The following is a 13,559-nucleotide window of genomic DNA, read 5'->3' as shown; positions in this document are numbered from 1 at the left end:
CTGCCGGGCGATGAGCGTGGGCGAGACATGGCAATCCGCTGCACGCCCTCACGTTATAGATGAAAGTTAAACGTAATGTAAAGGTCGGAATTTGTAGGGTTTACGCCATCCGAATTCAAGCATCGCACGTCAGAAAACGTTGAACGGAACGTTCACCATCAGGCGATACACGTTGCTCGTGCCATCCGGGTAAAACTCGCTGCCGTGATGATGCATGTAGTAGAACTTGATCGACGTGTTCTTGAACCTGCCGTCGGGGACCGTGTAGCCGGGAATGATGCCGAATTCGTAATGCGAACCGTGCAAGGGCCGGCCGTTCACGACGTAGCTGGCCGCATTGGCCGTGCCGCTGTTGGCCATCGCGCTGCCATCGGCGCCCCAGCCGTATGCGCCCCACATCGTTACCTTCATTCCCGGCACGCCGTAGTCCTTCATGTTCAGCGAATACGAGAGACTCACCGACTTCTCATGCGGCTGGTTGTAATCCACGTCGAGCGAGTTCGACAGATAATCGCCGCCCGACTGGCCCATGTAGTCGAACATCTGATCGCCGAGAATCTGCTGGAACGCGAACTGGAGCGTATGCGCGCCGTGCGTGCCGGCCAGCGCGAGGCTGTACGCGTTGTTGTTGATCGGCCCTTGCCGTTTGTCGCCGATCGCGCCCGTGTAGTAGTAGTTCAGCGCGCCGGTCCAGCGGACGGTCTTCGAATCGCCGATGCTCTGCGTCGCCGAGAGGTAGTACTGCTGCCACACGTTGTTCGCCACGCTTCCGTACAGCGAGACCGCGGTGTCGTCGCCGTGCGTCCAGTCGCCGCCGAAATACGTGAACTGCGACACATGCGTGCCGCCGTATTCCGTCTTCAGTCCCGTCACGGTGGTCATGCCGCGCGCGATCACGCCATCCACCGTGCCGGCCTTCAGCGTGAGATTCCTGAACTCTTCGCTAGCGAGCGAGAAGCCGCGATACGTCGGCGGCAGCGCGCGGTTGTCGTGCGGCACGAGGAACGGGTTATCGAAGAGTTGCTGACCGTATTTCAGCACGGTGTTCGACGCACGCGCCTTCACGTCCCACACGCCCGGATACGCCCATGCAAGCTGATGCGACCCGCCGCCGTCCGTGCCGACGTGCACACGATTGCCCGCGCCATCGCCGCCATTGAGCTTCAACGCGCCGAAGAGCGATACATCCGCGCCCAGCCCGATGAGCCCGCGCGTATAACCCGACTCGAAAACGGCCTGCGCGCCGAGCACCCAGGCGTCCTTCTTGCCGGCGCCCTTGAATTCATCGTGCTCCGTAAAAGACCGCCCGAGCAGGTTGAAATGTGAATCCTCGATGAAGCCTTTTGCTTTCGCCTGATTGCTGATCGGCGCGTCGGCTTCGGTATTGGGCGGGGAATTCGGAACGGCTTCCGTGTGGCGCGAGGGCGGCTCGGTATCGGCTTCCTCGCCATATGCGGCAACGTTCGCGGCCATGAAGCCGCTGAACAGCAAAATCGAAAGGGCAACTGATGCTTTTTGTTTTTTCATGAAACGTATCTCCAGACTCCTGACTCAACCTGCTAACGACAAAACAACGGGATGCAACGAGCCACGCCCGGCGACCGGAAGAGTCGGCGGACGACAACGTGCTTTGGCTTATATGAGGGCGGGCGATGCGTGGACTTAGCGTTCTCTAAGACGGCTGACTGACTCCGTATCGGATTAGTTAGGATATCGATTCACTACGCAAAATGACACGCAGCGGAAGCACCAGGAGTCAACGCACGTAACGCGGGCACTTCCTGTGCGCAGCGCGCCTGCGCCATCGGGCAGCGCGTATGGAACACGCATCCGGCAGGCGGATCGATGGGGCTCGGAATATCGCCCGAAAGAATCTGCACGACCTTGCCGCGTTCGATCGCCGGATCGGGCACCGGCACCGCCGACAGCAACGCGCGCGTGTAGGGATGGCGCGGCGTGTCATAGAGCGCCTCCTTGTCGGCTAGCTCCATCACGCGGCCGAGATACATCACCATCACGCGATCCGAAATGTGCCGCACGACGGCCAGATCGTGCGCGATGAAGATCAGCGACAGCTTGAACTCGGCCTGCAATGTCTTCAGCAGATTGACGATCTGCGCCTGAATCGACACATCGAGCGCGGACACCGGCTCGTCGCAGATAACGAGCTTCGGCTCGACGATCAGCGCCCGCGCAATACCGACGCGCTGACATTGCCCGCCCGAGAATTCATGCGGATAGCGGTTGATCATCTGTTCGCGCAGGCCGACCCTCGTCATCATCGCGCGCACGCGAGTGTCGATTTCCTGCCGGCTCATGCCCGGCCGATGCTCCGTCAACGGCTCCGCGATGATCTGCCCGATCGTCATGCGCGGATCCAGCGAGGCCAGCGGGTCCTGGAAGATCATCTGCACATCGGCGCGGACCGCGTGCCATTCGCGCGCCGATGCCCGCGTCAGCTTCGCGCCCATCCATACGATGTCGCCGTGCGTCGCGGGAATGAGATTGAGGATCGCGCGCGAGAGCGTGGACTTGCCGCAGCCCGATTCGCCGACGACGCCGAGCGTTTCGCCGGCGCGCAGGTCGAAGCTCACGCCGTCGACCGCCTTCAGCGTGCGCGAAGGCGCCCACGGCAGACGGCTCTTTGCCTTCACCTGGAAATGCACGCGCATGTCGCGCACCGAAAGGATCGTTGCGTCAGACATGGCTCGACTCCTGGTAACGCGTGGTCATTGCATCGACGGGGCGGTGACACGCGCGCAGCCAGCGCGGGCCGGCGTGCGCGAGCGCAGGCGCGTGCATGGCGCATTCGGCGGTTGCATCGGCGCAGCGTTCATGGAAAGGGCAACCCGCGGGCGGATGCGCCATGTTCGGCGGATTGCCAGGGATGCCCGCGAGTTCGCCGCCCTGCTGATCGAGCCGCGGCAGCGCGCGCAGCAAGCCGATGGTGTACGGATGCGACGGCTTCGCGAACAGCGTGGCGGCGTCGCACTGCTCCATCACGCGGCCGCCGTACATCACCATGACCTTTTCGCACAGCCCGGCGACGACGCCCAGATCGTGCGTGATCAGCACGATGGACGTGCCGAAGTCCCGCTGCAGGTCGCGCAGGAGTTGCAGCACCTGCGCCTGCACGGTCACGTCGAGCGCGGTGGTCGGCTCGTCGGCGAAGAGCACTTCCGGCTCGCAGAGCAGCGCCATCGCGATCATCACGCGCTGCCGCATGCCGCCCGACAACTCGTGCGGATACTGTCCGATGCGATGCGCGGCCTCCGGAATCCGCACGGCTTCGAGCATGGAAATGGCGCGCTTTCTCGCTTCGCGGCGCGTCAGGTTCTTGTGCAGCTCCAGCACTTCCGTCATCTGCCGCTCGACGGTCAGATACGGATTGAGCGAGCTCATCGGGTCCTGAAAAATCATCGAGAGACGATTGCCGCGAATGCGGTTGAGCGCCTTCGCGGACATCCCGAGCAGGTGCTCGCCGCGATACAGCGCCTCGCCTGTCGCGCGTCCGTTCGATGCGAGCAGCCCCAGCATGGCGAGCACGCTCTGGCTCTTGCCCGAGCCGGACTCGCCGACGATGCCGAGCGTCTCGCCCTCTTCCAGCGTGAAGCTCACGCCGTTGACGGCGCGCACGGCGGCGTCGTGCGTCCTGAATTCGACCTGCAGGCCGTTGACTTCCAGTAGCGGCATGGCTCACCTGTCCTTCGGATCGAGCGCGTCGCGCAGCCCGTCGCCGACAAAGTTGATGCAATAGAGCGTGACGGAGAGCATTGCGGCCGGGAACAGCAGAATCCACGGCGCGGATTCCATGACGCCGACGCCGTCCTGAATCAGCACGCCCCAGCTCGTCATCGGTTCCTGCACGCCGAGACCGAGAAACGACAACACCGATTCCGTGAGAATCACGCCCGGCACGGTGACGGTCGTGTAGATCGCGACGATGCCCAGCAGGTTCGGCACGACATGCCGCACGATGATGCGCCGCGTCGGCACGCCGATGGCCCGCGCCGCTTCGACGTACTCTTTCGAGCGGATCGACAGCGTCTGGCCGCGCACGACGCGCGCCATGTCCATCCACGAAAACACGGTGATGGTCAGCACCACGAGATAAAACTCGCGGCCGAGCAGCGTCACCATGAGAATGGCGATCAGCAGGTACGGAATGGCGTACATCATGTCGACGAAGCGCATCATCGCGTTGTCGACGCGCCCGCCGATGAACCCCGCCACCGCGCCCCAGACGATGCCGAGCGTGACCGACGTGAGCGTGGCGAGCGCGCCGATCATCAGCGAGACGCGGCCGCCGACCAGACAGCGCACGAACAGGTCGCGGCCGGTTTCGTCGGTGCCGAAGAGATGCCAGTTGGCGAACGTGGGCGGCACGCTCATCGCGTTCCAGTCGGCGGAATCGAACTGATTCGGCAACAGCCAAGGACCGGCGATGCACGCGAGCGTGATCGCCGCGAGCAGCGCGAGGCTCACGACCGCCGCCTTGTTGCGCACAAAGCGCGTGCGGGCGTCTTGCCACGGACTGCGGCCCGCGACCGCTTTTTCGAGCGTGGCGCCCAGAGAAGCTGATTTCATCGCGCGCCCTCTCAGTAGCGGATCTTCGGATCGAGCCACGCGTAAGCGAGGTCGACCAGCAGGTTGAGCAGCACGGCCACGACCGTGACGAGCACGACCAGGCCGAGCACGAGCGTGTAATCGCGATTGGCCGCGCCATTCACGATCAGCTTGCCGATGCCCGGCAGCGAGAACACGGACTCCGTGACGACCGCCGCCGTGATCGACTGGATCGCGAGCGGGCCGATCACCGAGACGACCGGAATCAGCGTCGGCTTCAGCGCATGACGCAGCACGATCGTCCGCATCGCCAGGCCTTTCGCGCGCGCGGTGCGGATATACGGCGTGTTCATCACTTCGATGAGACTCACGCGCGTCACGCGTCCGACCGTCGCGACGTTGATCATTACCAGCAGCGCGACGGGCAACACCATGTAGCGCGCATCGAAGTTGTTCCAGCCGCCCGCCGGGAGCCACTTCAACGCGATGGCGAACACGAGGATCAGCACCGGCCCGATCACGAACGACGGAAACGCGTTGCCCGCATTGCTGACGAGCATCAGCGCGTAATCGGCGATGCTGTTGCGGCGCAGCGCCGCCGCGACGCCGAGCAGCACGCCGACGACGATCGCCAGCGCCATCGACACCCCGCCGATCGCAAGCGACACCGGCAGCGCGCGCAGCACGAGCTCGTTGACGCTCCAGTCGGCGTAACGGAACGACGCGCCCAGATCGCCGTGCACGAGGCCGTCGAGATAGAGCAGATACTGCTTCCACAACGGCTCGCCGAGGTGGTACTTGGCCTGCAGATTCGCAAGCACTTCGGCGGACACCTTGCGCTCGCCGTCGAACGGGCCGCCCGGCGTTGCGTGCAGAAGGAGGTAGCAGACCGTCACGACGATCAGCAATGTCGGCAGCGTGAGCAACACGCGCCGCAGCGTATAGGACCACATGCGAACGGCTCCTGTGCGTCAGTGCTTGACGATGTAGAGATCCTTGCTGGCGTAATGATCCATCGGGTTCTTCAGCGAATAGCCGCCCACGTAGCTCCTGACGAGGCGCGGCAGGCCGTATTGCAGCAGCGGGAGCATCGGGTAGTCGTCCATCACGAGCTTCGCGGCTTCGGTCAGCAGTTGCTTGCGCTTCGCCTGGTCAGTCGTTTCGCTGGCCTGCGCGATCAGCGCGTCGGCCTTCGGATTGCAGTTGAAGTTGTCGTTCTGCGTCGACTTGCACTGCACGAGTTGCAGGAAGGTCGTGGCGTCGTTGTAGTCGGCCACCCAGCCGTTGCGCGCAATCTGATAGTCGCCGTCATGGCGCTTCTTGAGCAGCACCTTGAATTCCATCGATTCGATATCGGTGGCGAGGCCCAGCTTCGTCTTCCATTCGGACGCCGCGAAGATCGCCATCTTCTTGTTGTAGTCGCTCGTGTTCATCGCGAAACGCAGCTTCGTGCCCGGCTTCACGCCCGCCTGCTCGAGCAGCTTCTTCGCTTCTTCGACGCGCTTGTTCATCGGCCACGAGGCCCACTCGTAGCTGGACACGTCCGCGCCGCTCACGCCCTTCGGCATCAGGCCGTACATCGGCGTCTGGCCGTCGGCGGTCACGCGCTGCGCGAGCAGGTCGCGGTCGATGACCATCGAGAGCGCCTTGCGCACGCGCACGTCCTTCAGCAGCGGATCGCGGTTGTTGAAGCTGTAGTATCGCGTGCCGAGAATCAGCGAGTTGCGCGTGTCGTTCGGAAACTGCTGGCGATACTTCGCATAGCTGCCCGTGGGCATCTGATACGTCATGTCGTTGTCGCCCGACTGGAAGAGCTTGACGTCGGTGTTTTCGTCCTCGACCGGGAGATACGTCACCTGCGTCAGTTGCACGTGGTCCTTGTCCCAGTAATTCGGGTTCTTCGTCAGCACGAGCTTGCTGTTGACCTGCCAGTCCTTCAACTGGAACGGACCGTTGCTGACGAGATTGCCCGGCTTCGTCCAGTCGCGCCCATACTTTTCGACGGTCGCGCGATGCACCGGCCCGAGATTGGGATTCGACATCAGTTCGGGCAGGAACGGCACCGGGCCGGCGGTTTTGACTTCGAGCGTGAGCGCGTCGATGGCGCGCACGCCGAGCGCGCTCACCGGCTTCTTGCCCGCGACGATCTCCGCGCCGTTCAGCAGGAACGGACCGAACACGTTGCCGTAAGGCGACGCCATTTTCGGGTCGATGAAGCGCTGGCATCCGTAGACGAAGTCGTTCGCCGTCACGTTCTGCCCGTTGGACCAGCGCGCGTTCTTGCGCAGATGAAATACCCACGTGACCGGGTCCTTCTGCTCCCACTTCTCGGCGACGCCGGGCATCACGGCGCCGTCGCCGTTGGTGACCGTCAGGCCTTCGAACAAGTCGCGTCCGAGATTCGCCGCGCCGACGGATTCGACGAGCGCCGGGTCGAGCGTCTCGACCTCGGAGCCGTTGTTGCGCACGAGTTCCTGCTTCGCGGCAAGCACGACGCCCTGCGGCACGATGGCGGCCACGGCCGGCAGCGACAGCGCGCCGAGCGCGAACGCCATGCCGGCGGCGGCCAGCGCCGTGCGATTGAAAGTGAGAGCGGCGAATGACTTCATCGGGTTCCTCCTGTTTGTCTCGTTCTTTTGCTTGTTGTGGATGCTTCACGCGTCGCCTGGCTTATCGCGCGCAGGCGAAGCGGACTGCACCAACCGTTAGGTTGCCTAACCAGGCGTGATTCGAATCACCGTCCGGAAGTGTCCCTGACGGCTTCGAAGTGTCTCGCGGCTGGGCGCGAGTATTTCGCATCAATAAGGCGGATGCCACCTACCTGAGCCGAAACATGACCAAATTTTGCGAATTTTCGTCCGCCCGGGCGATACGGATGGCTGTCGGCGCGCAGAGGCCGGCGCGGTCGTGATCGCGCCGGCCGGATGATTTCAATGCCGATGCGTCACGCCCCGTTGCCGAACAGCCGCTCGGCGCGCGCGCGCAGTTCTTCCGGCGATACGTCCTCCTTGTGCGTCGCGATCCACCACATGTGGCCGAACGGATCGCGCAGCTTGCCGCCGCGGTCGCCATAGAACTGGTCTTCGACCGGACGGACGATGGTCGCGCCTTCGTCGAGCGCGCGCTGCACGACGGCATCGACGTCATCGACATACAGATGCAGCATCACCGGCGTGCCGCCGACCGCGAGCGGGCCTTTCACGTCCATCTCCGGATACTCGTCGCTCAGATAAAAAGGATTGCCGCCGATCAGCAGTTCCGCATGGCCGATGCGCCCGCCCGGATCCTGCATGCTGAACACTTCGGTGGCGCCGAAGGCCTTCTTGTAAAAGTCGATGGCCGTGACGCCGCCCGCGACCGCGATGTACGGAATGACGCCGTGACGGCCTTCGGGGATGGGATCGACCTGTGCATTCATGTGTGCCTCCTGATTCTGGCGAAGGGTTGGGCGCGCAGACGACGGTTCATCGCGCGGCAATCGTCATGGTGCCGCTTTTGGCCGGGCGTGGCAAAGCGCCGGTTTGCCTCATACTGCGGGTTCGCAGCACCCATTTACATCCTTCGACCACGGAGCACACATGCACGATCTGAAAGGTAAATCGGTTCTCATCACCGGCGCGAGCACCGGCATCGGCGCTGCGGCGGCGCGCGCGTTCGGGCAATACGGCGCGAATGTCGCGGTGCACTACAACAGCTCGAAGGACCAAGCCGAAGAAGTCGCGAAGGACGTGCGCGCGCTCGGCGTTTCGGCGATCACCGTCGGCGCGGACGTTCGCGATTCGAAAGCCATCGACGCCGCCGTCGCCGCCACCGTCGAGGCGTTCGGCAAGATCGACGTGCTCATCAACAACGCGGGCAGTCTCGTGAAGCGCGAGCCGATCGCGTCCGTCACCGACGAGCTTTTCGACGAGATCATGCACATCAATGCGCGTTCGGTCGTGGCGTTCACGCGTGCGGCGTTGCCGTCGCTGCGCGAGGGCGGCGGCGGTTCGATCATCAACGTGACCTCTGTTGCGGCGCGCAACGGCGGCGGGCCGGGCGCGCTGCTCTATGCCGCGTCGAAGGGCTTCGTCAGCACGATCACCAAGGGCATGGCGAAGGAACTGGTCGCGGATCGCATTCGCGTGAACGCGGTCGCGCCGGGTGTCATCGAAACGCCGTTTCATGAGCGATTCACGACGCCGGAGCAACTGGACGCGTTCCGCAAAGCCATTCCGATGGGCTTCGTCGGCGAGCCGGACGATTGCAGCGGCGCGTTCCTCTATCTCGCGTCGGAGGCGATGTCGCGGTACGTGACGGGGCAAATCATCGACGTGAACGGCGGCCAGTTGATGCCCTAATCGTGTTATAAGCGCTAACCCATTGTCGAGGAAGGAGAACGCAGGAGATGCCGTTGAACCAGCAACATCGCTTTCGATCCCTCGCGCTCACGGCCATGGCCGCCGCCGCGTTCAGCGTGGCCGGCTTCGTCGAGAGCACGCCCGCTCATGCCCGCGCGCCGCAAGCGCAGCCACAGGTACTGACCGCCTCGGCGGTGGCCGTCGCCGACAAATATGCCGCCGATACCGCCGCCCAGATATTCCGCCAGGGCGGCAATGCCGTCGATGCGGCCGTGGCGATCGCGTTCTCGCTGGCGGTCACCTATCCGGAGGCGGGCAACATCGGCGGCGGCGGCTTCATGACGCTGTACGTCGACCATCGTCCGTACTTCCTCGACTACCGCGAACGCGCGCCCATCGCCGCCACGCGCAACATGTATCTCGACGACAAGGGCGAAGTCATCAAGGGCATGAGCCTCTACGGGCACCGCGCGGTGGGCGTGCCGGGCACCGTCGACGGCATGTGGGAAGCGCAGAAGCGCTTCGGCAAGCTCAAGTGGAAGCAGGTGCTCGCACCGGCCATCAAGTACGCGGCAGATGGCTTCGTCGTCGACGATCAGCTTGTCGAGCGGCGCGACCGCGCATCGAAGGAATTCGCCGGCAAGACGAACTTCGATCTCTATTTCGGCAGCATGAAGGCGGGCCAGGTGTTCAGGCAGCCCGATCTGGCCGACACGTTGCAGCGCATCGCCGACAAGGGCTCGAAGGGCTTCTACCAGGGCAAGACCGCCGAACTGATCGCCACGTCGATGACCGGCCACGGCCTCATCACCGAGCGGGACCTGAAGGAGTACAAGGCGGTATGGCGGCAGCCGGTGGTGGCGAGCTGGAACGGCTATCGCGTGATCACCGCGCCGCCGCCGAGCTCCGGCGGCATCGGCCTCGTGCAGTTGCTGAAGATGAAAGCGGACCTGAAGGACAAGTTCGAAGGCGTGCCGCTCGACTCCGCGCAGTACATTCATCTCGTCGCGGAAATCGAAAAGCGCGTGTTCGCCGACCGCGCGCAATATCTCGGCGACCCGGACTTTTACAAGGTGCCGGTCGCGCAACTGACCGACGACGACTACATCCTCAAGCGTGCGCAGGAGGTCAATCCCGATGCGCCGTCGGATACGAAGAGCGTCCAGCCGGGCCTCGGCACGTCCATGCCGGAGAAGGCCGAGACGACGCACTTCTCGGTCGTCGACAAGTGGGGCAACGCGGTGTCGAACACGTACACGATCAACGGCTACTTCGGTTCGGGCGTGATCGCGGAAGGCACGGGCATCGTGCTGAACGACGAGATGGACGACTTCTCCGCGAAGCCGGGCGTCGCGAACATGTTCGGCGTGGTCGGCAGCGACGCGAACGCCATCGCGCCGCGCAAGCGCCCGCTCTCGTCGATGACGCCGACCATTCTCACGAAGGACGACAAGGTCGCGATGGTGATCGGCACGCCGGGCGGCTCGCGCATCTTTACGTCGATCTTTCAGGTGCTGTCGAACGTCTACGACTTCAGGATGCCGCTCGCCGACGCAGTGGGCGCCACGCGCTTTCACCATCAACTGCTGCCGCCGAACACGATCTACCAGGAGCCGTATCATCAGCTCGACGCGGATGTCGTGAAAGAGCTCGAAGCAAAGGGCTATACATTCACGATGCAGGGCTTCAATGGCGACATTCAGGCCATCCGCATCGACGATACGACGCCTGAGCCGATGTCGGATCCGCGTGGACGCGGCGTATCGCAGGTCATCCGCTAACCCGTCTTGCCGGACTAGGCGTTTGCCCTAGTCCGGCCTTTGCTTCGACTGTTCACACGTCCGTTTTGCGTGGGTTTTCAGAAATATAAGAATGTTCGCATGGGCGGAATGTTTTTCTCGGGATTGGACCGCGTATCCCGTTCACCTAGTCTTTGCCTGACCGAGTGCAGCCTTCCGGCGATGCATGCGGCCCACATCAAGAAAATCATACGAGACGACCCTGACGACGGAGCTGCCGTGCGCGCACGGACATCCGTTTCAGCGTGCTGATAAAGGAGCAGCTCATCATGTTGGAATCCCCCGCCCGGCAGCTTGGCGACATCCCTTCCGCTGATCAGACAGACGAGATTCAGACGGCGCGCGACGGCTTCATCGACCGCTATTTCGGTATCTCGCGATCCGGCAGCACGCAGAAGCGCGAGGTCGTCGCCGGTGTGACGACGTTTCTCGCGATGGTCTATTCGGTGTTCGTCGTGCCCGGCATGCTCGGCAAGGCGGGTTTCGATACGAGCGCCGTGTTCGTCGCCGTGTGCCTGACGACGGCGTTCGGCTCGCTCCTGATGGGCGTGTGGGCGCGCTTGCCGATCGCCATCGGCTGCGCGATTTCGCTGACGGCGTTCACGGCATTCGGCCTCGTGCTCGGCAAGGGCTTGTCGCCCGCTGTCGCGCTGGGCGCGGTGTTCCTGATGGGCGTCGTTTTCACCGCGATCTCCATCACGGGCGTGCGCTCGTGGATTCTTCGCAACCTGCCGACGGGCGTCGCGCATGGGACGGGCATCGGCATCGGCTTGTTTCTGTTGCTGATCGCATCGAACGATGTGGGGCTGATCGTCAAGAATCCGGCGCCCGGCATGCCGGTTTCGCTCGGCCACATCACGGCCTTCCCGGTGCTGATGTCGGTGCTGGGCCTCGCCGCGATCTTCGGTCTGGAGCGCCGGCGCGTGCCGGGCGGCATCCTGCTGGTGGTCGTCGGCTTGTCGGCGATCGGTCTGGCGTTCGATCCGTCGGTGCGCTTTCATGGCGTGTTCGCGCTGCCTTCGCTGTCCGCGCCGGGCCATGCGTCGCTGATCGGCGCGATGGACATCAAGGGCGCGCTGTCGATGGCCGTGCTGCCGAGCGTCCTCGCGCTGGTGATGACCGCCGTGTTCGACGCCACCGGCACGATCCGCGCCGTTGCGGGCCAGGCTGGCCAGATCGACGCGAACGGGCGCATCGTGAACGGCGGCCGCGCGCTGACGGCGGATTCGCTGAGTTCGATCTTCTCGGCGTGCTTCGGCGGTGCGCCGGCGGCGGCGTATATCGAGTCGTCGGTCGGCGTGGCGGCGGGCGCGAAGACGGGGCTCGCGGCGAGCGTCGTCGGCGTGCTCTTTCTGGCGGTGATGTTCCTGTCGCCGCTCGCGGGCCTCGTGCCTTCCTACGCGACCGCGCCCGCGCTGATGTACGTCGGGCTGCTGATGCTCGGCAATGTCGCCAAACTGCATATGGACGATACCGTCGACACGATGTCGGGCCTCGTGTGCGCCGTCTTCATCGTGCTCACGGCGAACATCGTGACCGGGATCATGCTGGGTTTCTGCACGCTGGTGATCGGGCGGATCGTGGCCGGGGAATTCCGCAAGCTGAATGTGGGAACGGTGGCGATCGCGGTGGTGCTCGCGGTATTTTATTTGGGCGGCTGGGCGATCTGACGGGTTTGAATGTGAGAACGGCGCGCTTTGAGAAAAGCGCGCCGTTTGTTATTTCACGGACTTGCAGCGGAAGTGGTCAGGCGTTCTTTTGAAGATTCGCGATCTGCCGAATGCTTCTATCGACACGGAACATCACGAGCATCAGCACCAGCGTAATGAAAGAAGCGATGGCGCCGCCAATGATGCTAAGCGCCTTGAGTCCTTCCATATTCTTTGCGGTCGCCGCCTCTTGCGCTTTCGCCTTGTCTGCGGCGATGCGGTCCTTTTCTTTCTGATATTCGACGACGAACTGGCTAAAAACACCACCCGTCACATCGTAGAACTCGGCCTCGGAACCTTTGATGCGCTTGGCGACATCAGGCCGTGACAGCACTTCGTCCATGAATTTCGTTTGCGCCTTTACGAATTCCACGCCGTATTCTTCGCTTGCGGCCCAGCTATCGACCGCACTGCGCACCGATTCCATATGAGTTTCGTGTTCGGCGCCTACCAATTTCTTGCCGTGCGAATCTAGGACTCGAAACAACTCGTCAGCCAGTTTGGCGTTTTCACTGTTGTCGGAGCTTTTCTCTGCGGCAGACGATTCTTGACTCGAAGCGGATTCAGCGCTATCCAGGCGAAACGCCGATCCGCTGATGGTTTTAGCCTCACTGATTTCAGCCGGTTGCGCTCGGATATTCAGCCAGGCGGGTACGGCCAGCACGACGGCGTAAATCAGCGAAATGGTCGCCAATACCAGAAAGACAATGCGGAGAAGCTATTCTCGATTTTTCCCACGCAATTCACTTCCAAACCTCTTTTGATTTTTATGATTGCCTCACGGTCCGGCATGTGAGGCCGAACGCAAAACGAAAACGGCCGTCGATGCGGCCAGCGTCGATTTTCCCTTACGCGAAGACCAATGAGCGAAGGATTGTGTAATTTTTGATAGACCGAACGGAAGCGCGTTAATCGACATTTACGGAGCGAAAACAACAAAGCCCCCGAAAGCATGCGCTTTCGGGGGCTTTGTCCAATACTGCTCGATACTGCCTGAAACTCTGTGACCGGACGTATGGCGCGTCTTACTTGCGGCGATACGATTCAACGAGGATTTCGCAGTTTTGCAGATGCAGTTGCAAAGCACGATTCCACTCGCGAAGCACCGCAGCCTTCGCTGCGCGCACCCACGAACCGAACGAAAC

11 protein-coding genes are annotated in these 13,559 nt (G+C 62.9%); 3 read left to right on the top strand and 8 right to left on the bottom strand.

From position 1 onward, the window contains the following. Positions 1-129 precede the first annotated feature (129 nt). The 7 genes from P9220_RS16130 to P9220_RS16100 form a co-directional block, all read right to left on the bottom strand. A complete protein-coding gene (locus P9220_RS16130; RefSeq protein WP_309766016.1) occupies positions 130-1,527 on the bottom strand; it encodes an OprD family outer membrane porin in 1,398 nt (465 codons plus the stop codon). Between the two features lie 194 nt (positions 1,528-1,721). Next, positions 1,722-2,705 (bottom strand): murein tripeptide/oligopeptide ABC transporter ATP binding protein OppF, encoded by a 984-nt coding sequence (oppF, locus tag P9220_RS16125; RefSeq protein WP_309766015.1) that lies wholly within the window; start codon positions 2,703-2,705, stop codon positions 1,722-1,724. Further along, a complete protein-coding gene (locus P9220_RS16120; protein WP_309766014.1) occupies positions 2,698-3,693 on the bottom strand; it encodes an oligopeptide/dipeptide ABC transporter ATP-binding protein in 996 nt (331 codons plus the stop codon). The genes oppF and P9220_RS16120 overlap by 8 nt, the downstream gene beginning before the upstream one ends. Before the next feature lie 3 nt (positions 3,694-3,696). After that, positions 3,697-4,587 (bottom strand): ABC transporter permease subunit, encoded by an 891-nt coding sequence (locus P9220_RS16115; RefSeq protein ID WP_309766013.1) that lies wholly within the window; start codon positions 4,585-4,587, stop codon positions 3,697-3,699. An 11-nt stretch (positions 4,588-4,598) separates the two neighbouring features. Further along, positions 4,599-5,519 carry an ABC transporter permease subunit gene (locus tag P9220_RS16110; protein WP_309766012.1) on the bottom strand — a complete coding sequence of 307 codons (921 nt, stop codon included), beginning with the start codon at positions 5,517-5,519 and terminating at the stop codon, positions 4,599-4,601. A gap of 18 nt (positions 5,520-5,537) precedes the next feature. Continuing rightward, positions 5,538-7,175: a peptide ABC transporter substrate-binding protein gene (locus tag P9220_RS16105; RefSeq protein ID WP_309766011.1), complete on the bottom strand. Its 1,638-nt coding sequence runs from the start codon at positions 7,173-7,175 to the stop codon at positions 5,538-5,540. A gap of 335 nt (positions 7,176-7,510) precedes the next feature. Then, the gene (locus tag P9220_RS16100; RefSeq protein ID WP_309766009.1) at positions 7,511-7,984 is read right to left on the bottom strand and encodes a VOC family protein; all 474 of its coding nucleotides are present in this window, start codon (positions 7,982-7,984) and stop codon (positions 7,511-7,513) included. Between the two features lie 160 nt (positions 7,985-8,144). Between P9220_RS16100 and P9220_RS16095 the strand changes: the two genes are divergently transcribed. The 3 genes from P9220_RS16095 to P9220_RS16085 all read left to right on the top strand — a co-directional run bounded on the left by P9220_RS16095 (position 8,145) and on the right by P9220_RS16085 (position 12,375). After that, a complete protein-coding gene (locus P9220_RS16095) occupies positions 8,145-8,906 on the top strand; it encodes a glucose 1-dehydrogenase (protein WP_309766008.1) in 762 nt (253 codons plus the stop codon). 53 nt (positions 8,907-8,959) lie between these two features. After that, positions 8,960-10,687 carry a gamma-glutamyltransferase gene (ggt, locus tag P9220_RS16090; RefSeq protein WP_309766006.1) on the top strand — a complete coding sequence of 576 codons (1,728 nt, stop codon included), beginning with the start codon at positions 8,960-8,962 and terminating at the stop codon, positions 10,685-10,687. A 287-nt stretch (positions 10,688-10,974) separates the two neighbouring features. Then, a complete protein-coding gene (locus P9220_RS16085; RefSeq protein WP_309766005.1) occupies positions 10,975-12,375 on the top strand; it encodes an NCS2 family permease in 1,401 nt (466 codons plus the stop codon). Between the two features lie 76 nt (positions 12,376-12,451). Here the strand turns inward: P9220_RS16085 and P9220_RS16080 are convergent, their stop codons facing one another. After that, entirely contained in the window at positions 12,452-13,108 is a 657-nt protein-coding gene (locus tag P9220_RS16080; protein ID WP_309766004.1) for a hypothetical protein, read from the bottom strand. Positions 13,109-13,559: the final 451 nt, after the last annotated feature.

Source organism: Caballeronia sp. LZ016, from assembly GCF_031450805.1.
Taxonomy (GTDB): Bacteria; Pseudomonadota; Gammaproteobacteria; order Burkholderiales; family Burkholderiaceae; genus Caballeronia.
The sequence above is the reverse complement of the archived record's forward strand: the minus strand, read 5'-3'. Positions and strand labels throughout refer to the sequence as shown.

Bases quoted from the DNA above. Each gene is read 5' to 3' on its own strand.
- P9220_RS16085 (WP_309766005.1), top strand. From the start codon at position 10,975: ATGTTGGAATCCCCCGCCCGGCAGCTTGGCGACATCCCTTCCGCTGAT.
- P9220_RS16095 (WP_309766008.1), top strand. From the start codon at position 8,145: ATGCACGATCTGAAAGGTAAATCGGTTCTCATCACCGGCGCGAGCACC.
- P9220_RS16110 (WP_309766012.1), bottom strand. From the start codon at position 5,519: ATGTGGTCCTATACGCTGCGGCGCGTGTTGCTCACGCTGCCGACATTG.
- oppF (WP_309766015.1), bottom strand. From the start codon at position 2,705: ATGTCTGACGCAACGATCCTTTCGGTGCGCGACATGCGCGTGCATTTC.
- P9220_RS16105 (WP_309766011.1), bottom strand. From the start codon at position 7,175: ATGAAGTCATTCGCCGCTCTCACTTTCAATCGCACGGCGCTGGCCGCC.
- P9220_RS16115 (WP_309766013.1), bottom strand. From the start codon at position 4,587: ATGAAATCAGCTTCTCTGGGCGCCACGCTCGAAAAAGCGGTCGCGGGC.
- P9220_RS16100 (WP_309766009.1), bottom strand. From the start codon at position 7,984: ATGAATGCACAGGTCGATCCCATCCCCGAAGGCCGTCACGGCGTCATT.
- P9220_RS16120 (WP_309766014.1), bottom strand. From the start codon at position 3,693: ATGCCGCTACTGGAAGTCAACGGCCTGCAGGTCGAATTCAGGACGCAC.
- P9220_RS16130 (WP_309766016.1), bottom strand. From the start codon at position 1,527: ATGAAAAAACAAAAAGCATCAGTTGCCCTTTCGATTTTGCTGTTCAGC.